Origin of the sequence: Parashewanella curva (assembly GCF_003675895.1) — a bacterium.
GTDB lineage: Bacteria > Pseudomonadota > Gammaproteobacteria > Enterobacterales > Shewanellaceae > Parashewanella > Parashewanella curva.
In genome coordinates, this window is record NZ_ML014754.1 from 31,957 (window position 1) to 55,277 (window position 23,321).

Consider the following 23,321-nt stretch of genomic DNA (forward strand, 5'->3'; position numbering starts at 1 on the left):
CTAGTTTCAGCCTTATTTAAATTATTTGGCATATATGAATACAGTAATTTTGAATAAAAGAAAACAGCGTGAGCTAAATCACACTGTTTTTTTTATCAAACTGCTTAAAACGTATATTGCGAGCAAGTTGAAGGTGACTTTTTATGCCATCATTTCTTCTTCGAAATTCGATAATCTCGCAGCTTATTTGCAATGGCAGTATGAGAAACGCCCAATTTTTTAGCAAGCTGACGAGTACTTGGGTAAGCTGGATACAATCGGCGAAGCAAGCTTGCTTCAAACTGTTTCATCGCTTCATCTAAGCTGCCTTCGAAATCATTATCAAAGTAGCCAAACCCTTCGGCATACGATGGAAGCTTAAGCTGCTCTGGTGTTAGTTCCACACCACCACTATGCATGGATACGGCTCTGAATATTGCATTTTTCAACTGTCGGACATTGCCCGGCCAAGCGTAATTAAGTAAAAGCTCTTTGCACGGACCAGAGAGACGACGAGTAGGACTAGAAAGCTGTTGACTGTAATGCTCAAGGAACATCTCTGTTAAAGGAATGATATCTTGTTTTCGCTCTCTTAATGCCGGAATGTGATAGCTCAATACATTAATTCGATAATACAACGCTTCTCTGAACTTCCCTTCTTGGCATAGCTCAGCCAAGTTCTTCTGAGTTGAACAAATGATTCGAACATCCGCACGAATTTCACTCGTTCCTCCCACGCGTCGGTATGACCCGTCTTGTAGTAAACGCAGAAGTTTGGCCTGAGCGCCTGAGCACATTTCTGCAACTTCATCAAAAAAGATGGTGCCGCCTTTAGCCTCATCAACAAGCCCGCGCTTTATTACTTCGCCATCTTGGTAAACACCAAATAACGACTCTTCTGCAATACTGTCAGGCAGAGCAGCACAGTTGATGGCTATAAATGGCTTTTCACGGCGTAAGCTAGCTTCGTGGCTCGCTTTGGCCATTAGCTCTTTCCCAGTACCCGTTTCACCAGTGATCAACAATGGCGCATCAAGTTGAGACATACGAGTTGCAGTCGTTAATACTTTTTTCATCAGCTCACTAACTGCAAGAACGGTTTCAAAACCAACTATTTGACTTTGCAGAGCATTAAACTGTTTACCTACTCTTGCTGGCGATTTTAATGAAACTACAGCACCTACTAATACTGGTTCGCTTTCGTCTTTTGCCTCATCAGGTAAATATATAGGAAGAACTTCGGCCAAATACTCATTGCTACCAATATGAACACGAGCGGCTTGAGAAAGGCTTTCTGGTTCGGTAAGCCAACGACCAAAGCTAAAACCGTTTACCCATGAGCTTAAAGGCTGACCTATCACTTGTTCTTCTTCAAGTTCTAGTGCGAGCAAAGCGGATTCATTGACGATACGAACATTGGATTTAATATCAATAGAGAAAACTAAGTCAGGTAAGGTTTTTAATAAGGTTTTTAAAGCATAATGCTTTTGCTCGGAAGGCATGAAAGAAGCGGTTCTAACATCAGTAACGCTTTCAATTTTTCTTAATTGTGGCATTAACTCACTGAGGGTTTCGAAACCGATTTCCGCAAATTGTAAGTAAATAAACCCAAAATTGCTGGCATCAATGGCTAATAAATTGATGCCATATTGCTCTAACACTTCTAATATATCTTTTGCCAAGCCTACACGATCATGGCAACTAATTTCCAAGCGCATAATCCACTATATCCTTTGTCGCTTCTAGGTTACATCCTCAAACTTGTGACAATATACCGATAAGAAGACTGTGGAGAGAAAAGAGGCTATAAGTTATTAGTTTATTACGTTTCTGGCAAGTCTTGTTTACACAATTTTTTCTTAAACATAAAAAAACCAGCATGCTAAACAAATAACATGCTGATTAAATTTAGCTTTTCAATTTGAACTCAAACTGACAATCAGCTTAATAAATCATCCGTTTTCGCCGCCATAATGAAGTCATTCTTATGGAGACCTTTAATAGAATGTGACCACCAAGTTACTGTCACTTTTCCCCACTCGGTAAGAATACCAGGATGATGAAAATCTTCTTCGGCTAGTGCGCCTAATTTATTGGTAAATGCTAAGGCTTCTTTGAAGTTTTTAAATTTAAATACTCGCTCAAGCTGCATAATGCCATCACGCACTTCTACACACCAGTCAGGTACCATACGAACCAATTCTGCTAATTCTTCATCTGTTACTTTTGGTGCATCTCCGTGGCAAGACACACACTTCATTTGTGATAATTCACTCATTATTGTTCTCCTAAGTAGCTTTTAACTAGCTTTAGCTTTTGGTTCAAATTTTGGTTCAAATAATCCTAGTTGACGGGCTTGCTTTACCGTCTCCATAATATCCATTTTTACGATTTCATCTAAGTAATCCATGCTCTCTATTAAATAGTAAATAGGCTGCATAATATCAATACGATAAGGTGTTCTCAGAACACTTAATAAGTCGAACGGCTGAATCTCTGGCTCATTGCTCATTGCGTACATGGTTTCCCCAGGTGAGCTTAATATGCCTCCACCATAGATGTTTAAATCACCTGATGAAGACTTCATTAGTCCAAATTCTACAGTGAACCAATACAATCGAGCTAAAAAAACTCGCTCTTCTTTACTCGCAGCCAATCCAAGTTTCCCATAGGTATGAGAAAAGTTGGCAAAAGAAGGGTTCGTTAACAGTGGACAATGGCCAAAAATTTCATGGAAAATATCGGGTTCTTGCAGATAGTCAAATTCATCTTTATTACGAATAAATGTCGCAACAGGAAATTGTTTTGTTGCCAACAATTCAAAGAAGCGTCCAAATGAAATCAGCGCGGGTACAGCAGCTGTTTTCCACCCAGTCGTTGCTTGTAAAACCGAATCAATTTCACTTAATTGAGGAATTCGATCTTTTGGCATTTGCAGTTTTTCAATGCCATCTAGATATTCTTTACAGGCTCGGCCGGGTAAATTAACTTCTTGTCGAGCATATAGTTGCTTCCAAGTATCGTGCTCTTCATCGGTATAATGGATAAAGCCATTTTCATCTGGCTCTTTTGCCAAATACTTCGTTCCTTTACTCATTGTTCTTGCTCTTTTTAGTATTGAACTCTTCTTTACATACTGTGCCAAAGTGCTTACTTTGTTAACTAGATCAAGTGTAAAATTGACAGCGATCAAGTTTTCTTTTGTAAAGGGATGATTACAACAGCCATTAAGCTTATGATTTATACACAAATATCATAGGTGATTGCTTGTATACCTATAACTGAGAATAAGTGCAAAATATGACTAGCAGAGTAAATCTGGGCCGTAGGCGATTATTTAGCCGCCGCAAAATAGACGCTAATCGACCACCTTGGGTAAAACAAGATATAGAGTTTACAGATATTTGCAGTCGTTGCGATGCTTGTATTACCGCCTGTGAAACTAAGATCATCTTCAGAGGAGATGGTGGGTTTCCCGAAGTAGACTTTAATAAGGGAGAATGCACCTTTTGCGAACAGTGCGTTAATGCTTGTAAAGAGCCCATTTTTGACATTAAACAAGCTCAGCCATGGGAAATAAAAGCGCAAGTTAAGGATAATTGTCTTGCTCATAATGGAGTTTGGTGCCAAAGCTGCCAAGATATGTGTGAACCAGAAGCGATTCGATTTGAGTTCAGAATCAATCAAGCCCCCATACCTATCATTGATACTCAAGCTTGCACTGGCTGTGGAGCCTGTGTAGAACCTTGCCCAACTAATGCGATAAAAATTACTGAGGTTTGACCACTATTACCATTAGATTGCAGATATTCTGGCTTGAACATTGTTATTGAGAAAGATACTATCAATATCAATCGAATAAAAGAGAGCAATCTAATCTAATGTTAAGTAAAAAAAATAAATCTTCGGGCTTAACTTACATCGCCGATGGCACTCAAATAACAGGTGATACTGAATTTTCAGGTGATGCTCTCGTGGGTGGGAATTTAAATGGAGCAATTAGCTCTAAGTCTACTGTGACGATAGAAAAAAGTGGAACCATCGAAGGTGAGCTCAACTGTAAAGAAGTAAGTATTTCTGGTACATTCAAAGGCAAGCTCAGTTGCGACCGATTAGTCATCACTTCGACAGGACTCTTTGATGGTGAAGCCAGAAGTGACAGCATTGAAATTTTTGAAGGCGGGCAATTTATAGGCTCTCGCTTCTCTAATCAAGCTATTGAGAATAACGATGCCTATAATGTTACCCCTATAGAAAAAGCTCAATAAAATCTGTCTATACTCGTGATACCTGAAGATGCAGGATTTCAGCGAGTATATGTTTTTTGATGTTGCTGCTGTCGCTGACGCAGCAACTTAATAAAATCGTCCAATTCTCTATCTAAGCTATCTGCCGGAATATACAAATGATAGCCAAGGTGTTCGGATAACATCAAACAGCGGCGGCCAAACATAGCCAATACACCTCGATACCTTTCGTCATTGACAGTTAATGGCATAAACTCATGGTTTAGATAAATTTCTAATGCCGTATCATCTCCAGATTGTGCACCCGCCGTCATCAATAATGGCCTTTGTTCTGTCAGTAAGCCTGTCGCTAATCGTGGTGAAATCGAATCTAACACCTGATTAATGGATTTCACCTTAATACCGACATAGGGCAGCTGAACATGTTCCATGCTCTTATAAACAGAGGGGATGTCTACACGCTGAATATTATCCCACTCTACAGCGAATTGTCCTCTGACATGGTAATAAATAAACCCTGTTTCAGTAAACTCAATGCTCACTTTTGGTTGCCGAAGTTTAGCAATGCCTAAAATAAGAGTCACGGCACCAGTAGCAAAAGCAATGAGAGCAACTGCAAACAATGTACTGGTTGCAAATAAAAGAAGCCCCGAAAATAATCCGAGGCCACCGATAAAGGTTAAACTGATTCCATTACGCTTTGAGCTAGGAGTTATGTCTGTCATTAAGTCTCACATTTTATAAGTACAAGTAGTTAGACACAGTGAAAGGTAACTGTGTCTGACTAGGGCGCGTTGATCTTTCGTGTTTATTTTTGCAGCGATAAATTGGTTATCTTATGCAAGGCAGAGTTTGTGAAGTGTGGCTTCCCCACATAAACAGACGATAACGCAGCAGAAGTGACCAATTTACGTTGTCTTCGATGCTTTTGAGCACTTCCTGTTCTTTGTTGTGAGCAGAAAAGTGCTCAAATAGCACAAAATTTAATCCTGAAAGATCAACACGCCATAATCTTAAGCAGCTTGCTCTACTGCACTGGCAATAAATTCAGCTTGTGATTGAGTAAGGTTAAAATTGGTCGACTCAACCATAACTCGAATCAAGGGCTCAGTTCCAGACTTTCTTAACAACACACGACCTTCATCACCTAATGTCTTTTCTGCTTGCTCAACAGCAGCCTGTACCGCATTTGAAGCCATCACTTCATTAGCATTATCTGCTTTAAGTCGAACATTAATGAGAACTTGAGGAAGCTTGGTCATTCCAGACTTTAATTCAGCCAAAGTTTTGTTAGATAACATCATGGCTTCAAGCACTTGAAGTGATGCCACAATACCATCACCAGTTGTAGTTTCTTCAAGACAAAGAATATGCCCTGAACCTTCGCCACCTAGGCCCCATCCAGTTTCTTTTAATTGCTCAACCACATAGCGGTCACCGACTTTGGCACGTCTAAATGGAATACCCATTTCTTTCAATGCTAACTCTAAGCCAAGGTTTGACATTAAAGTTCCAACAACACCACCTTCCAGCGTTCCTGTTTGGTGAGCTGCCTGAGCTAAGATAAATAGGATTTCGTCTCCGTCAACAACTTCACCCTGATGATCGACAAACATCACGCGATCCGCATCACCGTCTAAAGCTATACCAACATCAGCACTATGTTCAACGACAGCTTGTTGCAAACTATCTAAGTGGGTCGCGCCACACTCTTCATTAATGTTGAATCCATCAGGGTTATCATTAATACTGATCACGTCAGCACCGAGTTCGGCATAGACTTTATGCGCAATTTGATAAGCCGCTCCGTTCGCTGAATCGACAACGACTTTTAAACCATTTAACGAAAGATGTTTAGGGAAAGTACCTTTACAAAACTCAATATACCGACCTGCGGCATCATTTATTCGACGAACTTTACCGATTTGCTTGGCTTCAGCACACGGCATATCACCACGTTCAATGGCTTGCTCTAACAAGGCTTCAATTTCTAATTCTTGCCCATCTGTTAATTTTATGCCTGCGTTTGAGAAAAACTTAATACCATTATCATAATAAGGGTTGTGAGAAGCACTGATCACCACACCTGCATCTGCACGGAACGTCGATGCTAAATAAGCCACAGCAGGTGTTGGCATTGGACCAATAAGGGCTACATTGATGCCTGCAGCTGTAAAGCCAGCTTGCATCGCGGATTCCAGCATGTAACCACTAATCCGCGTGTCTTTGCCCACCAGCACTTCTTTTGTTCCACTAGAAGCTAAAACCGTACCCGCAGCCCAACCAAGCTGCATTGCGAAAGTCGGAGTGATAGGAAAGCTACCCACACGTCCACGGACGCCGTCGGTACCAAAATATTTACGAGACATGATATGTCCTTTACTGTCTTAAAGCGAAGAGCGAATACTAACACATAGTTTATTGTTGAACCTAAAACATCAGTTGGCTACGTTCTCAAGCGTAGAAACGTAGTAACGCCAGCTTTGTATGGCGATAAAAAATGAGTGCTAGTAAGGCGTAGCTTGCAGCAAGTAGTTACAACTACTTGCAAAAGTTACAACGCTGCTAGCGGGCATTTTAGCAAGCTTGTGAGCGTAGAGTGTTCCATCAATTAGATAAATGATGAAAACGTTGAAATCATCCCTAACTCAGATAGATGTTAACTTATTGAGCGTTCAACTGATGTTTTTAGGTTCAAGTAAGCGCTTCAGCTCTGTTCTAAAGGCTGGACCTAACTTTGCATCATTCAATGTATATTCTACAAAAGCAGTTACATAACCCAGTTTGTCACCACAGTCATGAGACTTACCTGACATATGAAAAGCTTCAACCGTTTCCTGTTCGATGAGCATATCAATCGCATCAGTTAACTGAATTTCATCCCCTGCCCCCATTGGCGTTTTTTCAAGTAGCGGCCAAATATTTTTCGACAACACATAACGACCGACAACGGCTAGATTTGACGGGGCTTGGTTAACTTCAGGCTTTTCTACCATTTTAACAATTTGTGTAGACTCCGAAATACTCAGAGATACACCATCGCAATCAGCTATACCGTACTTGCTTACATCTTCATTAGGTACTGGAGCAACCATAATCTGGCTCGCTTCTGATTCCTTAAACCTCGCTTTCATCGCAGCAAGATTTTCTGTTTTCTGATTTGCTGAGTATTCATCCAAAATCACATCTGGCAACACCACCATAAATGGATTATCCCCAATGCAAGGCTTAGCGCATAAAATGGCATGACCAAGGCCTTTCGCCTCACCTTGACGCACTTGCATAATGGTGACATCTTTAGGGCAAATAGATTGGATTTCTTCTAAAAGTTGTCGTTTAACCCGCTTTTCCAGCGTAGATTCTAGCTCGTAAGACTTATCAAAGTGGTTTTCAATGGCATTTTTACTGGCGTGAGTGACCAGCACGATTTCGGTAACACCGGCAGCAACGCATTCATTCACAATATATTGAATTAATGGTTTATCCACTAAAGGCAACATTTCTTTAGGGATGGCTTTGGTAGCTGGCAACATTCTGGTGCCTAGACCTGCAACGGGGATCACTGCTTTCATTTATATTCCTAGTTATACCGTTTATGACGACATACCACTTATAGCTAAATCAATATAAAATGACATGCTCAGAGCTATCTGTGGGGGCGCAATTTGAGGCACATCAATGCAATAATGTAGACACCTTATAAATTGATGTAACAAAAAAGTGTGCCTCCACAGAAGCTCCTTATAGGCTGGTTTAAAAGAAATTTATGCCGCGTCAAATCGTTTCGACGTAGAATAACTATGCCTTCACCGATTTGTCTTGCCTAAATTTCTTTTAACTCCAGCTGAGTGCGTCATTTTATATTGATTTAGCTATATGTAGTATATAAGCCATTAATTATGAATTTTTTACATTGCGAAGATTATAATTCAACAGAGTTATCTTCACACAGACTTTTACTATTTAGTGAGATAAAGCTAGAGTGCGCCGTTATAATTTAGATGCGTTACACGCTTTCTTTCCACTTTTTAAACGATAACCCTGTTTGATCTTTTTCTGATAATAGAGGAGATTCTGAATTAGGCCAGTTTATGCCTAATTCGCTATCATCCCATTGCAATGTAAACTCTGCTTCAGGATGATAATAGTCAGTACATTTATACACTAAGTCAGCGGTTTCACTCAGCACATAAAAACCATGAGCAAAGCCTTCAGGTATCCATAACTGCCGGTGATTGCTTTCAGATAAACATACTCCTACCCACTTTCCGAAATATTCAGATTGTGGCCGAATATCTACGGCTACATCAAAAATTTTTCCTGATAGCACTCGAATCAACTTTCCTTGGCTATGTGGTGATTGAAAGTGCAGGCCCCTCAAAGTACCTGCTACAGACTTTGAATAATTATCTTGCACAAACTGAGTTGGCTTTCCTGTAACTAGCTCTTCAAACTTTTGCTGCTGCCAAGTTTCCATAAAAAAACCGCGTTCATCCATGAAGACTTGAGGCTCTATGATCTTCACATCAGGTAAATCGGTATTAATCACTTTCATGTTTACTTTTTTCCTTGGCAGAAAGTACTAAATCTAACCCTTTTCGCCAATCTCTGGACAAGGAGTTGTTACTTTTAAAAAATTGGGAGGTTTGTAAACAAGCTTTTTTAGGTCTTTTAGCTAGTGACGGATACTGTTCACTAGCAATAGGCCATAATTTAGGCTGCTTCTGAATTAATCCTCTACGTTCACTTTGCTCAAATATGGTTTTAGCAAATTCGAACCAACTTACAAAAGGCTCTCCGTTAAAGTGGTAAATACCAAACGAAAATTTAGGGTTAGTAATACTCTTATTAGCAATGCTGACAATTGCGTCTGCCAAGTGCCCAGCATATGTAGGGGCACCAACTTGGTCATCGACTATTGATAACTCTTTCCTTGTCTTGGATAGGCTATGCATAGCAGAGACAAAATTGTTTTTTGAGTCGCTAAAAACCCATGAAGTTCGAATCAAAATAGGCTTATTTGCTTTTTGCAAAAGTAGCCGCTCTCCTTGCCATTTAGTTTTGCCATAAACATTTAGAGGATTTGGCAAATCTTGCTCCTTGTATGACAGGTCATTTTTTCCATCGAATACATAATCTGTAGAAATATGAATAATAACCGAATCTATTGCATTCGCTGCGTCGGCTATAAACTCTATAGCCATCGCATTTACGGCATGAGCAAGGTCAGGTTCTACCTCAGCTTTATCAACCTGTGTGTAAGCTGCAGCATTTACGATGACATCTGGTTGAAAGCTTTTCACACTGTTTAAAACGTCTGTATGGCTTCGTATATCTAGCTCAGAACTTGAAAGTGCTAGCACTTCTAAATCAGTTGTTTGAGCACAACTAATTACAAGATGAGTTCCGACTTGACCATTGGCACCCAAAATCATCACCTTCATGGTGACACCAAGCGCAACAAATACTGACCATATTCATTGTTGTTCATGGCATGGCCCTTCTTAACGAGTTGCTCTTCTGATAACCAACCATTACGCCAAGCTATTTCTTCTAAACAGGCGACTTTCATACCTTGTATATTCTCAATGGTTCTCACATAGGAAGATGCTTGGTGAAGACTGTCATGAGTGCCTGTATCTAACCAAGCAAAACCGCGCCCCAGAATTTGTACATTTAACTGGTTGGCTTTCAGATAATGTTGATTAATATCGGTAATTTCAAGCTCTCGTCTACGAGATGGTTTAAGAGACTTGGCAATATCAACCACCTGATTATCATAAAAATACAATCCGGTAATCGCATACTGTGACTTTGGATATTCAGGTTTCTCTTCAATCGAAATGGCTTTACCCTCACCATCAAACTCCACTACGCCGAAACGTTGGGCATCTTTGACTTGATAACCAAAAACAGTCGCTCCTTTTGTCCTTGATGCAGCTTGCTTTAATGTTTGAGTAAAAGATTGTCCATAAAAAATATTATCACCTAATACCAAACAAACACCCTCATCGCCAATGAATGATTCCGCTATAATAAAGGCTTGCGCTATTCCCTCGGGACGACTTTGAGTGGCATAAATTAAATTAACACCAAAATCAGAACCATCACCTAACAAACGTTTAAACAAAAACTGCTCATCTGGTGTGGTAATAATTAAAATATCCTTTATACCCGCCAACATTAGAGTAGAAAGGGAGTAGTACACCATAGGTTTATCATACACAGGCAATAACTGCTTCGAAACACCTCGAGTAATTGGATACAAACGAGTTCCTGAACCACCAGCTAAAACAATCCCTTTCATTCCTAATCTTCCGTTCTAGCTGGATGCTTCATATGGTCACATTCAATGACATTTTTACACCATTGTTGATTTTCTAAATACCAAAGGACCGTTTTTTCTATGCTAGTGGCAAATGACTCAGATGGCTTCCACCCTAATTGAGATGAAATTTTGCTGGAATCAATTGCATAACGAACATCATGACCAGGCCGATCTTTAACAAAAGTGATTAACTCTTCAAACCCTGATAAACCATTTAGTCTTTGAGGACATTGTTGATTGAGAAAATGGCAAATAGAGGTAACTACTTCAAGGTTTGTTTTCTCGTTGTTAGCTCCGATTAGGTAAGTTTCTCCGACTTCACCACTTTCCAGCACTTTTAGCATGGCTTTTACATGGTCATCTACATATAACCAGTCTCGAATTTGTTGCCCGTCACCATATACAGGAATTGCTTTACCCAATAGTGCATGATTAATCGTTAGAGGGATCAACTTCTCTGGAAACTGATATGGACCATAGTTGTTTGAACAATTGGTCAAGACTACAGGTAACCCGTAAGTTCGATGCCATGCCCTTACAAGATGATCACTCGCCGCTTTGGAGGCGGAGTATGGACTACTGGGAGAATATGCGGTGTTTTCTTTAAATGGCGCATCGCTAATAGCTAAATCACCAAACACTTCATCAGTTGATACATGCAAAAAACGAAAGTCTTCTTGTTTGTTAGAGGGTAATTGCAACCAATAGTTCTTTGCTACTTCCAACAGTGAGTATGTACCTACGATATTGGTATTAATAAAATCAGATGCAGTATCAATCGAGCGGTCTACATGGCTTTCCGCTGCTAGATGTATCAAAGCATCTGGTTCAAATTGCTCGACAATACGCTCCATGCAAGCCATATCCGTGATATCAGCTTTACAAAATTGATAATTGGGATGGTCGTGAATACTTATCAGTGACTCAAGGTTTCCAGCATAAGTAAGTTTATCTATATTCATCACTTGATGTTCAGTGTGATTCAGCAAATAACGAACCAATGCTGAACCGATAAACCCTGCACCACCTGTCACTAAAATCTTCAACTAATTGCTTCCTCTATGGAGTTATTCGTTATCTTGCACTTTGAACGTTGAAATAGATTGTATCAGTATCGGCATGATTTATTAATTTTCCCGACCTAATAACGTTGTAGGAGTCCAGAAAGTAAACGACAACTCAAAAGAATAAGCTTATTCTTTTTTAAAAATGGTTCAAAGGCGTTTTTTTATGCGGCAGGCGTGTTGATTTCAATCAAAGCGGACAAATTTAAAGCGAGCGAATATTTTTTTAATAAAAACCGTTGACTCTAATTTCCTCCTCCCTATAATACGCCCCACACAACGACGACGGTTGTCGAGTTGTTATCCCAGGTCGCTTAGCTCAGCTGGGAGAGCACCTCCCTTACAAGGAGGGGGTCACTGGTTCGAGCCCAGTAGCGACCACCATTCTTTTACTGAAGAATTAAAACATTAGTAATTATCCCAGGTCGCTTAGCTCAGCTGGGAGAGCACCTCCCTTACAAGGAGGGGGTCACTGGTTCGAGCCCAGTAGCGACCACCATTCTTTTACTAACGAATTAAAACATTAGTAATTATCCCAGGTCGCTTAGCTCAGCTGGGAGAGCACCTCCCTTACAAGGAGGGGGTCACTGGTTCGAGCCCAGTAGCGACCACCACTCCACTATCTATCATTAATTTCTAAAAATGACTTCTAGTTTATTTTCTATTTCTCAATGGAATTAAGAAAATAAGATAAAGCCACCACAAAGTACTACCGCCAGATTTCTCTTCCTCATTAGCATCTTGATTAATTGTAATTCTCTTGGTTGCACTGGCTGTCTTTCCTTTAGAATCTCTAACCGTTAAACGAACAACATAACTCCCTGCTTCAGCATAGGTATGAGTCGGAGCTTGTTCAGTGCTCGTAGTGCCATTACCGAAATCCCATTGATGACTCACTTCACCTTCATTACCGCTAACAGTCGGCGAAAAGCTCACTGTTGCATTATTAATCTCACTGTTGATATCAACTTTAAAGCTATTTATGTTTCCAAGATCATTTCGACTGATTCTTATAGTTGCTTCACTGCTATCTGGATCTTGATTAATAACTTCTATAGTCACGCCTAGTTTTGGCAAAATCATTCCACTTTGAGGCTGTTCTGGAGAAGTATAATCATCAATATCTTTAAAAAGAGGATTATGGAATAGATGAGTATCATCATCATATGAAGATTGATCGTATTGACTAAACGTAGCATCTCGAACTTGAACTTTAGAATCCTTCGAACCAATCAATACCTGATCGGCATCAATAACACCAATTAAACTTTCCCCTGGGTGCTGTTTAACGGCATTCGCTTTATTGCCACCTTCATAAATTTTATTTTCTAGCCAAATAAGTACACCTGGTTCGTAGCCTTCAAACTTTAGTCCCTGATCAATATCACTATGATTTCTAAGTTGGATCAAATAGCGCTTATCTGAAGCCGTCGTTCTTTTATCATCGATTCGGGTAAATCCTGAAAAATTAATATCTCTTACAACTTCAGCATCATCACTATAGATTTCAACTCCATTGTTTAAAATTTTAATATCGTCTAAAACGATTCCATAGCCACCGCCTGTATTGTCAGTGGTATAACGGAACTCAATATCGGCAGTTTGTCCTGCAAACTCACTAATATTAAACTCCAAGGTTACCCAAGCATCTTCACCTTCTGCACCTGCAATTTCACTGGATTTTCCGGTAATGATATTCGTTGCATTATTTTTATTATTATTTTCAACAGTATGATTACCGGGAATGGAAAGGCCGTTAATACCGAGTTGTGCAAAATCGTAATTTTTTTCAATATCCCAATGGGCTTTTGCGGTTAACTTAAGCTGATTAGACTGCGGTAGTGTGACTTCAAAAGTCATTTTATGGGAAAGATCATCTCCCTCACCAGAATAATACTGATAATCTCCAGAATAGGCTGATTTAAAAGGCTCAGGTGGATTAGGTATTGAGATTGAAAGTTGGTTAATTTCATTGTGGTTGACTGCTGAATGAAGAGTGAAATCCACTTCTTCATCGGTAATGTCATTGAAAGTGATATGACGCTCTCTTACCCAATTACCACCATACCGGTTTTGTAAATAAGATCGTGCGTATGGGCTAAATCCACTTGGAAGCGTCCCAGGTATATCGCCAGCCCATGAACCGCTAGACATAATCGACCAATAGCCAACAGGTGAGTTTGGGTCTTGTGGTGAAGCTGTAGTATCGTACTCATCAGGCAGCCCCAAATCATGCCCAAATTCATGGGAAACAACACCAATAGCCGCATCAATGGGTTGTATTGTATACCCAAATACTTTTTTATCTGTACCTGGTAATGTGTAACCTCTTGTGCTTTGATCGACAAAAAAACGGTGTGACCAGATAGCATTTTCCTTTAAAAAACCTCCCCCAGCCTCAGCCCCGATACTAGAATGAAAAACTACGACATGATCAATGATGCCGTCACTTTCATTTACGTTTCCGTCATTATCCAAATCATTTGGATCTTCAATATCATAACTAGCAAGCTCACTTGCACTCATTGTTACAGCAGCCTGTCTCACTGCTTCTTTTACTAACTCAGGTGCATTAACATCATTATTGGTTCCCGGAGCGTTTCGACCATAATATGATGCGTCGTTTTCAGCACGAAACCACCCCTTTACTTCTCCAGTAAAATTAAAACTCCCACCTGACACTGCTTTATAGTACTGACGAACGGTACGAAGTGTTTGACCACTTGGTCCAGCATAACCATTTTCTGAAAAAAGTAATCCTTCATAATGGGAAACTGGATAACTAGGGTAATACATCGGAGTGCTACCACTAGTTAATCGATTGTCGTTATATGGAAGATCAGGAAAATCAATCAGAACCGCCAATACTTTTACTGTTTTTTCCGCACTAGGATTTGAACCCAATACCAGCTGTGGAGAAAGCGATCTTTTTTGTATTTTTCGATTTAATAGCTTTTGCTGAGACTCTATTTCAAAATCAGATTGATAGTGATGGTTTCGATTTGAAAAAGGCTTAAGGTATTGCTCCAATGCCTTCTTCTTTTCAGCGTCACTGGCATCAACAGCAAGCTCGCCACGCTTTTGCATCCAATATAGAATTTGTTTTTCATTGGTGATTGCAGGATCAGCAGGAGAATAGGAAACTTCTTGAGATTGAGCATGATTAGCCAAAATCGCGAGTGGTAATAACAGAACTTTTAACACTTCCTTGTTCATAAGCACCTTCTCTTTCAATCAGAAATACAACTTGCCATCCATGACAAACGACTGATTTTCGAAAACGCTTATGAGTTGCCAGAAACCACTTTTATTTCACTTTATACTTTTAGGTATAACCACAAGCGATACTTCGAAAAAAGCATAGCTTTTTAAATATAGTCAAAGTAATACCAATTTGCGTTCAAATGTGATCTACTCAGAGCGATCACTATTGAATGCAAATTGGTATATAGAATTCAGGCACAAAAAAGGGGAAGCAAATGCTTCCCCTAAGAATTTACTGATAAAAATTAAGCTTTCAGTGCATCCAATCCTCGGCGAACTTGACCTTTAATATCTTCAATAAATAGGTAGATACAAGGTACAAGTACCAAAGTTACCACTGTCGCAAACAATACACCGTAACCTAATGATACCGCCATTGGGATCACCATTTTAGCTTGCATGCTGGTTGCACTCATGATTGGTAACAGACCAATAAATGTGGTTAAAGAAGTCAGCAGAATAGGTCTGAAACGTTTTTGCCCTGCATTCATTACCGCTTCTTTCAATGGTATGCCTTGTTTACGAGTGTTATTGATGTAATCGACCATTACCAAGGAGTCGTTCACTACAACACCAGCCGCTGCAATAATGCCAAACAGAGACAGCGCACTTAAATCAATCCCCATGATCATATGACCAAGTACCGAGCCAATAACACCAAATGGAATGACTGACATGATCATGAATGGCTGAGAGTAGGACTTTAGAGGTATCGCTAACAATGTGTATATCACCAACATTGATAACATGAAGTCTCTCAACTGAGTATTGGTGCTATCAATCTGCTCTTGGATACTCCCTGATAACTCACTTTTCACACCAGGATACTTAAGTAGTAATTCTGGTAAAAAGTTATCACGAATATCCTTAGCGACTTTAAATGGCTCTACTACATCTGCATTAACGGCAGCCCAAACATTCAAGGTACGATTACCATTTTCACGACGAATACGGCTAACACCATCTACCAGAATAATATCAGCAACTTCAGATAGCGGTACTTCAGCCCCAACTGAGGTTTTTATTAGGGTATCGCCCACTTGAGCAATAGAGTTTCTTTGTTCTTCTGGGTAACGGATCATCACTTTCACTTCTTGACCGTTACGCAAAATACGCTGAGCCTCTAGACCATAAAAGCTATTACCCACTTGTGATGCGATATCTCGTAGAGTTAACCCAAGAGCATAAGCTTGTGGTTTTAGCGCAAACTGAATCTCTTTAGTACTGGATTGGTTGCTGTCATTGACATCTCCTACCCCTTCTAGAGTCCTCAGTTTATCTGCAAGCTCTTTACCAGCCGCTTTAAGTTGCTCTTCATCTTTACCTTCTAAGCGGAAGGAAATATCACCATCATCACGGCCACCACCAATCAAGCTGTCTTGAACTCTCAACTCGTCAACGCCAGGGATAATTGGAAACTTTTCTCGCCATAAATCAGCAACAGCAAAGGTATCCATTGGTCGGTGTATTGGATCAACCAGTTTAAGCATGATATCTGCACGAGTTCGACCGCGAAGATCAACCTGCATATCGGATATCATTCTTTGCCCATACTTTTCTTCCAGTTCTTGCTCTACTGTTTCAATTGCTTTTTTGATTTCCAAAGCCGCAGCTAACGTCGCTTTGTCAGAAGCATCTTCATTCATCTCTAAGGTAACACGTGGGAAGTCATGTGGGACTTTAGGCGTACCAATAAAGCGAACAAAGCCACCAGCGTATAAGCCAGCACAGATGATCATAAAGCCAATAAATGCCATGATTACGGTATAGCGGTACTTGAGGGCAGATTTTAACGTTGGTTGATAAATGGAACTGATAAACCATTTCAACGATTTATCAACATTTCCTTGTAAGAAATTCACGCCATTACGCAGCCAGTCCAGAGGGTTCTTAGAACCAGGTTGAACGACTTTTGGTGGATTCATACATGCCAAGTGAGCAGGCAAAATCAATTTAGATTCAACTAATGAGAACAGCAAACATAAAATAACCACAAAGCCAATCGCTTGACCAAAGGCTGAGGATGGACCGGTATCAAGAGTAATAGGTAAAAATGCCGCAATAGTCGTCAATACACCAAAGGTAGCCGGCATCGCAACTCGTTTAACACCACGGATCACATTATCTAGTGACTGCCCCTTTTCTTCACATTCAGCATGAGCACTTTCGCCCATCACAATGGCGTCATCAACGACAATACCCAGTACCAAAATAAAGGCGAATAAACTGATGATATTGATAGTGACGTCAATCATACCTAATGGCATAAACAACAGAGTACCAAGGAAACAAACTGGCAGCCCCATCATTACCCAAAAAGCTAATCTCACACGAAGGAACAAAGCAAGTAGTAAGAAAACCAACAAAGCACCACTTTTCATACTATCAAGCATCAAGTCTAAACGGCCTTGAAGGTAATAGGTCATATCGACCCAAGGTTCAAACTTCACACCTTGAGGTAGTGTTTTTTGTTTATCCTTAATGAAACGCTGCATGACTTTAGCAACATCTGTGATGGATTGATCACGAGAAGCTCGAATACCAAAGGTTACTGCGTTTTTGCCATTGAATTTAGAATACTGTAGACCCTCTTGGAAACCATCATTAACCTTGGCAATATCACCTAAGCGAATATTACTGCCATCGGCTAAAGTGATTAATGGGATTTTCTCAAACTCATGACCCACATAAGCTTGGTTTTCGACACGTAAGTTGATAAAGCCGTTAGAAGTTCGGATTTGCCCTGCTGACATATTCCGAGAATAGTTTCGAACCGCGTTTGCAACGTCATTGAAACTTAAACCGTATTCTCGAAGTTTATCTTTACTCAGTTCAATTGAAACCTCATAACCTAAGCCACTATAAAACTCAGCGATATTAACAAGCGGTAACGCCAAAATTTCATCATGAATTTTTTCACCAACGTCCTTTAACTGACGATTACTTAAATCACCATAAAGGCTGACATACATCACTTCTTGAGTATATTTCTCATGTATGATTTGAGGCTTTTCCATGGTTCCAGGAAAAGTGGAGATAGTATCAATCGCTGATTTTACTTCCTCAAGTACCTGCCGAGGATCATAATCATCTTCAATTTGAATCCAGCCATTTGAGCCACCACGACGCGAGTAGGTAATCACTCGCTTCAAACCTTGTACTGACTCTAAGGCTTCTTCGACTTTAATGGTGATCCCTTCTTCTACTTCTTGTGGAGCAGCGCCTGGATAAACCGCATTAAAAGAAAGCCAGTTACTTTCTACGGCCGGAAAGAACTGCTTTCGAATAGTACCTGCCGTTAATAGACCACCAATTAAGATAATGATCATTAACAAATTTGCAGCAACACTGTTTCGGGCAAACCAAGCAATGATGCCTTTATTGGTATCAATCATTGTGTATCCCTACCTTTATTGTTTTTCTGCTAGTTGGGTTTCTACAGCATCGACTTCGTCAGTTTTATTCTGCTTGTCTTCTGGTAAGGCTAATTCCATACCTTCTAATGGATAATCCAGTGCCGAGATAATGATTTTATCGCCATCTTTTAACCCAGAAGAAATAATCGCGTTTGAGCCTGACTCACGCAGAATGGTCACAGGTGCTAATTTAAGTAAACGATCTTCACTAAGAAGGGCAACTTTACCTTCATTAATTAAGTGTCGAGGAATAACACTTACCTGACCGGCTTGGTCACCTGAAATTGTTGCTGTCACATATGAACCAAACTTAAGAGGCGCTTTGTCGCTGTTCAGCCCGTAAGGGTCGATGATTTGTGCGACTAAATATGTCATGCGGCTATTTTTATCAACTACACCTTCTGAGCGAATGATCTTTCCTTGCCAGACACGAGTCTTACCAGCCAGTTGAGTCTTAATCTCAACATCTGATAACTGTCCTTGATCGCTTAAAAAACTTAGCTCTTTATCTGCAACAGGAAGACGGATTTCAGCCGTTTCAACACTGATAATTTTTCCTAATGGATTACCAACATTGACGTATGAACCTAACCCTATGTCGCGCGCTTCAATTAACGCATCGTAAGGAGCACGAATTACGGTTCTTTCTAAATTTCGTTTTGCACGCTTTAATTGAGCTTCAGCTGACTTTAATCGAGCAATCTCTTGAGCAAGTTGAGGCTTACGAAGGCTAAGCTCTGTAGGAGTTCCATTGGTAATACGAGCCCACTCACGTTCGGCTACTTTACCTTGAGCTTTTTCTAGAATAAGCGCAGATTGAGCATTCGCTACTGAAGCTTGTGCATCAATTAATGCGGCTTCGTAATCGATAGCATCAACTTTAGCTAACACTTCACCTTTACGAATAAAGCCACCGCGCACAAACGCATCTGAAATAAACTTAATTTCTCCTGATACCTGCGCCACTAATTGAGTTTCATACTTACCAGTAACAACACCGTAAGAATTAACCTTGTGGGTATAGTCAACCATCTGATTGACTTCAATTGCCACAACAGGACGGTTGTCCATTTCCTCTTTTTCTTCTGGGGGCTTTTTCATTGATGAAAAACCAACAGCCGCTGCTACGGCAATGGTGATCACGACAATGGGTAAAATAATTTGCTTTGGGCTTGCCACACTAAAGTCCTCTTCTTGGTCCTTCTTATCTCATTTAACAATCACTTGTTTATGAGCCTGAATTTCCCTTATTCAATTATTATTGACCTTTTGTATTGTGCTTAGGTCTTATTATTGACCCTATAATAAGCAATAAAATGCTACATGAGTATGATAAAGTGTTACTACCTGTTTCAAATGTTGCAAATACTCCCCCCCCTTTTAAATTTAATAAACAATTTAATTTACTTATTAATATATCCATGACATAGTACGTTTCCTCATCAATAAAGATCGACTGAGCGTCAATGGAAAAAGAACTTCAAGCTAAATCAATTTTAGGGGTAACCTTATTCGTTACTTTGCTTAGCGTCTCAGGTATTGCACTCCCCTATCCCATACTTGCACCACTATTTAATGAGGGTACAAATCCTCTAACTCACTTCATGTCACTTCCAAAAGAAATTTTATTTGGCGTGATAATAGGTATATATCCACTTGGTGTAATTATTGGCTCAAGCTTTATTGGTTCATACTCTGACCGCTACGGACGCAAAAAAGTATTAACACTAACTATGTTCGGCTGTAGCCTAAGCTATATGCTAACCGCCATAGCTGCGATATCAGGAAGCTTTGTTTTATTTGCTCTATCACGACTTTTGACAGGTTTATTCGAAGGCAATATTGCCATTGCTCGAGCTATAGCTATCGATCTGCACCCAACAATCAATAAAACCAAAAGCTTATCTTGGATAAGTGCAATGGGATTTGGCGGTTACTTGATTGGTCCTCTGGCGGGAGGTCACCTAGCACCATATGGAATTGATGTTCTGTTCTTTATTGCTGGCTTAGTATGTTTAGTTGCCACCCTATGCTGCCAATTGCTCTTACCAAATTCGATAAATAGGGTGATAGAGCAAGAAGATAAAGGGTCTAGTTTAGTTTTATTGAAAGATAGATCACTGCGACAATTTTTTATTCTGTATCTTTTTTTGATGCTCGGAATAAACATTTATTACGAATTTTACCCTCTATGGCTAGTAGAGAAGTTTGCTTACAACCCTGCTCAAATTGGCTGGGCTACGGTATTAATTACCAGTTGTATGATTTTCAGTAGCACCATGCTGAACAGCAAAATCGAAAAAAAGATGACAACCGCTCAAGCAGGACTGGTAGGTATGTTAGTAGTCACAATGGCTTTAACTATTGTACCTATTACTTCGGAGAATAACTTTTGGATGACATTCGCATTAGTAGGCTTTGGAGTCGGCATCTATAACGGTTTTCTCACCAGCTATATTTCGACGGCTTATGAGCACAAAGCACAAGGACAGCTGATGGGAATGCTCGTAACTATCTTTTGTGTCGGAAATTTAATAGCAGCAGGAATAGGAAGTTTAATTTCATTAGTTCAAGTCAGTTATTCGATTTGGACTGCAGCTCTGTGTATAGCAGCAGCTTCAATACTCTTTTTTAGAGGCCATTTTAAGTTGGCTTTGTGGGAAAAATAACTTTGAGCCACTAACTCAGATTTGATTTAAGTTAGTGGCATTTTGTTGAGAAAGGTTCTATTTAATTGATTTTAACTTTTCTCTTACTAAAGGCTCTAGTCGCGTTAATCCCCAACGCTTACCTACTGCTATTGCAACTTCAGCATCATTACCATTAGTTTGATATGTATCTATAGCTTTTAAAGCACCGACACGGTTCCCTGAAGCACAATGCACAAAGACACCTTTACCTTTTATTGATAAAAGCGTCTTCGATAGATTATCCGCATTGGCAACGGAGACATCTTTAGCTCCAGCAACAGGTATTGAGATATAAGTTAAACCAAGCGATTCAACAAATTGCTTTTCATTCCAGTTCTGCTCGGACTTTGGTCTTAAGTTGATGACATACTCAACACCCGCTTTTTTCAAACCCTCTAGCTGTGTTTTAGTTGGCTGCCCGCCTGTATAAACCGTAGCTTGTGGATGTTTGAGTTTTTTTAAACCTAATTGCTGTATATCCGCATCAGTAGTTTTTGCAATAGATGCTGCCGAAAAAACGGCTAAACACAGTAACAAGCACTTTGTGATCGTTTTTTTAATCATGATTCATTACCTCTTAAATTAGATTTTACTAATATACCAAAGATAACATTAAATAACACGCCCAGACTAAATCCCTGTTTGCTTGCCAGAAATTTTGGACAACTTAGGTGTCGTTTTTCCATGCCCTTGTGAAGTTACATTTCCATCAATATTGACTAACTCCACCAGCCCAGACTTACTTTTAAACTTTACGTTTCCTTTTACATTTTTGATACTTAGCTTCCCGCTGCCATCTTTAACCTTTACAAAGCCTCTTACTTTATTCAGAGCGATATCTCCTGAAGTATCAGTCAACCTGACGGCGCCTTTGTTATCTAGTATTGTAATATCACCACTTTTATCATTTATCGCAACCGAGCCTTGTCGATGTGCGATTTTTATATCACCACTGCCATCATTGATTTTTAATTTACCTTTACCACCAGAGATTTTAATATCACCGGCTCTATCATTAATGATGATTTTTCCATTATTATTAGAAAGTAAGATATTCCCTTCCCCATTCGTTACTTTCAAACCTTTACGCAATCCAGAAATATCAACAGTTCCTCCAAGATCTCGTAAATCTAGGTACATATTCTTGGGCATTAAAATATGGACATCGACCTTTGCAAGCTTTTTAGAGCTTGGTATTCCCTTTTTGTAGCCTACTTTTAAGGTTAATTTTTTTTGATTTGGTTTAAGGTAGATTTGCATGTAGTCATCAAAATGAGACTTTGCGGATTGCATATCACCGGGGATCTGCACATTCAACAGAGCTTTAACTTTTTGAGAAGAAGATAGCTTTACTTTAGTACTTCCATTTCCAGTAAAAGCGAGAAGTTTAGTGATTGATTGAGCGTCAGCTTCAAGTGTTTGCTGCCAGCTTGCCGCTTGAGTGAAAAGTGACACACTCGATAACAACAATATGCCCAATAATTTGTTAGCTAACCTTGCCATAAATCATCCTGATTTTATGTGAGAAGCATATAGGATGGCAAAATTAGAGTAAAAAGTCTATAAATTGAGTCAAATCTAAATTTCAGATACAAAAAACCACCGAATGGTGGTTGATGGTGGAGCTAGACGGGATCGAACCGTCGACCTCTTGCATGCCATGCAAGTGCTCTCCCAGCTGAGCTATAGCCCCGATTTAGACAAGCAATAATACTTAACTGGATAAATAATAACAAGATGATACTTCTATTAATCTTCTGATTATAAGAAGTGATATCTGTTCCAGATTCCATTTTACAACTAAAGTTATAAAAGGTGGTATCCCATAGGGGATTCGAACCCCTGTTACCGCCGTGAAAGGGCGGTGTCCTAGGCCTCTAGACGAATGGGACACAATAGGACTAATAATTTTATTTCTACTCAAAATTACTAAATGAGTTTGTTTACTATCTAATAAAAGATAGTGGTATCTGTTCCCAGATTCCATTTTATAACCAAAGTTATAAGAATTGGTATCCCATAGGGGATTCGAACCCCTGTTACCGCCGTGAAAGGGCGGTGTCCTAGGCCTCTAGACGAATGGGACACAATAGGACTAATAATTTTATTTCTACTCAAAATTACTAAAAGAGCTTATTTACTATCTAATAAAAGATAGTGGTATCTGTTTCCAGATTCCCCTCTTATAATCTTACGATTATAAGAAGTGGTATCCCATAGGGGATTCGAACCCCTGTTACCGCCGTGAAAGGGCGGTGTCCTAGGCCTCTAGACGAATGGGACACAATAGGACTAATAATTTTATTTCTACTCAAAATTACTAAAAGAGCTTA

The 23,321-nt window shown here is 39.7% G+C and carries 18 protein-coding genes and 7 tRNA genes; 6 read left to right on the forward strand and 19 right to left on the reverse strand.

The annotated features are described in order from the left end of the window. Positions 1 to 149: 149 nt before the first annotated feature. The 3 genes from tyrR to phhA all read right to left on the reverse strand — a co-directional run bounded on the left by tyrR (position 150) and on the right by phhA (position 3,076). Positions 150 to 1,697, reverse strand: a complete 1,548-nt coding sequence (gene tyrR, locus D5018_RS01355; protein WP_121837195.1) for a transcriptional regulator TyrR — start codon at positions 1,695 to 1,697, stop codon at positions 150 to 152. 221 nt (positions 1,698 to 1,918) lie between these two features. Beyond that, positions 1,919 to 2,257, reverse strand: a complete 339-nt coding sequence (locus D5018_RS01360) for a 4a-hydroxytetrahydrobiopterin dehydratase (RefSeq protein ID WP_121837196.1) — start codon at positions 2,255 to 2,257, stop codon at positions 1,919 to 1,921. A gap of 21 nt (positions 2,258 to 2,278) precedes the next feature. Continuing rightward, complete coding sequence (gene phhA, locus D5018_RS01365; RefSeq protein WP_121837197.1) at positions 2,279 to 3,076, reverse strand: phenylalanine 4-monooxygenase; 798 nt, start codon at positions 3,074 to 3,076, stop codon at positions 2,279 to 2,281. A 203-nt stretch (positions 3,077 to 3,279) separates the two neighbouring features. Here phhA and napF point away from each other — a divergent pair, with 203 nt between their 5' ends. After that, complete coding sequence (gene napF / locus D5018_RS01370) at positions 3,280 to 3,762, forward strand: ferredoxin-type protein NapF (protein ID WP_121837198.1); 483 nt, start codon at positions 3,280 to 3,282, stop codon at positions 3,760 to 3,762. 98 nt (positions 3,763 to 3,860) lie between these two features. Then, positions 3,861 to 4,247, forward strand: a complete 387-nt coding sequence (locus tag D5018_RS01375) for a bactofilin family protein (protein ID WP_121837199.1) — start codon at positions 3,861 to 3,863, stop codon at positions 4,245 to 4,247. 38 nt (positions 4,248 to 4,285) lie between these two features. On the opposite strand, the gene D5018_RS01380 is transcribed toward D5018_RS01375, so the two are convergent. The 7 genes from D5018_RS01380 to rfbB form a co-directional block, all read right to left on the reverse strand. Beyond that, a complete protein-coding gene (locus tag D5018_RS01380; RefSeq protein WP_121837200.1) occupies positions 4,286 to 4,951 on the reverse strand; it encodes a DUF2982 domain-containing protein in 666 nt (221 codons plus the stop codon). A 288-nt stretch (positions 4,952 to 5,239) separates the two neighbouring features. Beyond that, a complete protein-coding gene (gene glmM, locus D5018_RS01385; protein WP_121837201.1) occupies positions 5,240 to 6,595 on the reverse strand; it encodes a phosphoglucosamine mutase in 1,356 nt (451 codons plus the stop codon). 306 nt (positions 6,596 to 6,901) lie between these two features. Beyond that, positions 6,902 to 7,798 (reverse strand): UTP--glucose-1-phosphate uridylyltransferase GalU, encoded by an 897-nt coding sequence (galU, locus tag D5018_RS01390; RefSeq protein ID WP_121837202.1) that lies wholly within the window; start codon positions 7,796 to 7,798, stop codon positions 6,902 to 6,904. Between the two features lie 434 nt (positions 7,799 to 8,232). Next, on the reverse strand, positions 8,233 to 8,781 hold the full coding sequence (gene rfbC / locus D5018_RS01395; protein WP_121837203.1) for a dTDP-4-dehydrorhamnose 3,5-epimerase: 549 nt from the start codon (positions 8,779 to 8,781) through the stop codon (positions 8,233 to 8,235). After that, on the reverse strand, positions 8,768 to 9,670 hold the full coding sequence (gene rfbD / locus D5018_RS01400) for a dTDP-4-dehydrorhamnose reductase (RefSeq protein WP_121837204.1): 903 nt from the start codon (positions 9,668 to 9,670) through the stop codon (positions 8,768 to 8,770). Before rfbD ends, rfbC begins: the two co-directional genes overlap by 14 nt. Further along, a complete protein-coding gene (gene rfbA / locus D5018_RS01405; protein ID WP_121837205.1) occupies positions 9,667 to 10,533 on the reverse strand; it encodes a glucose-1-phosphate thymidylyltransferase RfbA in 867 nt (288 codons plus the stop codon). The genes rfbD and rfbA overlap by 4 nt, the downstream gene beginning before the upstream one ends. Before the next feature lie 2 nt (positions 10,534 to 10,535). Continuing rightward, positions 10,536 to 11,600 carry a dTDP-glucose 4,6-dehydratase gene (gene rfbB, locus D5018_RS01410; protein WP_121837206.1) on the reverse strand — a complete coding sequence of 355 codons (1,065 nt, stop codon included), beginning with the start codon at positions 11,598 to 11,600 and terminating at the stop codon, positions 10,536 to 10,538. Positions 11,601 to 11,926: 326 nt separating this feature from the next. Here rfbB and D5018_RS01415 point away from each other — a divergent pair. The 3 genes from D5018_RS01415 (at position 11,927) to D5018_RS01425 (ending at position 12,232) form a co-directional block, all read left to right on the forward strand. Then, a tRNA-Val gene (locus tag D5018_RS01415) sits at positions 11,927 to 12,002 on the forward strand. A 39-nt stretch (positions 12,003 to 12,041) separates the two neighbouring features. Continuing rightward, positions 12,042 to 12,117: transfer RNA gene (locus tag D5018_RS01420), tRNA-Val, on the forward strand. Between the two features lie 39 nt (positions 12,118 to 12,156). Next, positions 12,157 to 12,232: transfer RNA gene (locus D5018_RS01425), tRNA-Val, on the forward strand. 40 nt (positions 12,233 to 12,272) lie between these two features. Here D5018_RS01425 and D5018_RS01430 read toward each other — a convergent pair. From D5018_RS01430 to D5018_RS01440, 3 genes are all read right to left on the reverse strand, one after another. Next, a complete protein-coding gene (locus D5018_RS01430) occupies positions 12,273 to 14,834 on the reverse strand; it encodes an immune inhibitor A domain-containing protein (protein WP_121837207.1) in 2,562 nt (853 codons plus the stop codon). Positions 14,835 to 15,127: 293 nt separating this feature from the next. Further along, on the reverse strand, positions 15,128 to 18,277 hold the full coding sequence (locus tag D5018_RS01435; RefSeq protein WP_121837208.1) for an efflux RND transporter permease subunit: 3,150 nt from the start codon (positions 18,275 to 18,277) through the stop codon (positions 15,128 to 15,130). A 15-nt stretch (positions 18,278 to 18,292) separates the two neighbouring features. After that, entirely contained in the window at positions 18,293 to 19,477 is a 1,185-nt protein-coding gene (locus tag D5018_RS01440) for an efflux RND transporter periplasmic adaptor subunit (RefSeq protein ID WP_121837209.1), read from the reverse strand. Between the two features lie 287 nt (positions 19,478 to 19,764). On the opposite strand from D5018_RS01440, the gene D5018_RS01445 reads away from it, so the two are divergent. Then, positions 19,765 to 20,967: an MFS transporter gene (locus D5018_RS01445; RefSeq protein ID WP_121837210.1), complete on the forward strand. Its 1,203-nt coding sequence runs from the start codon at positions 19,765 to 19,767 to the stop codon at positions 20,965 to 20,967. A gap of 57 nt (positions 20,968 to 21,024) precedes the next feature. Here the strand turns inward: D5018_RS01445 and D5018_RS01450 are convergent, their stop codons facing one another. The 6 genes from D5018_RS01450 to D5018_RS01475 form a co-directional block, all read right to left on the reverse strand. Next, on the reverse strand, positions 21,025 to 21,552 hold the full coding sequence (locus tag D5018_RS01450) for a fused DSP-PTPase phosphatase/NAD kinase-like protein (protein WP_121837211.1): 528 nt from the start codon (positions 21,550 to 21,552) through the stop codon (positions 21,025 to 21,027). 66 nt (positions 21,553 to 21,618) lie between these two features. Further along, entirely contained in the window at positions 21,619 to 22,491 is an 873-nt protein-coding gene (locus D5018_RS01455) for a DUF4097 family beta strand repeat-containing protein (RefSeq protein ID WP_121837212.1), read from the reverse strand. A gap of 114 nt (positions 22,492 to 22,605) precedes the next feature. Continuing rightward, positions 22,606 to 22,681, reverse strand: a tRNA-Ala gene (locus tag D5018_RS01460). 123 nt (positions 22,682 to 22,804) lie between these two features. Then, positions 22,805 to 22,880, reverse strand: a tRNA-Glu gene (locus D5018_RS01465). A gap of 118 nt (positions 22,881 to 22,998) precedes the next feature. Beyond that, positions 22,999 to 23,074, reverse strand: a tRNA-Glu gene (locus D5018_RS01470). Positions 23,075 to 23,195: 121 nt separating this feature from the next. After that, positions 23,196 to 23,271: transfer RNA gene (locus D5018_RS01475), tRNA-Glu, on the reverse strand. Between the last annotated feature and the right edge of the window lie 50 nt (positions 23,272 to 23,321).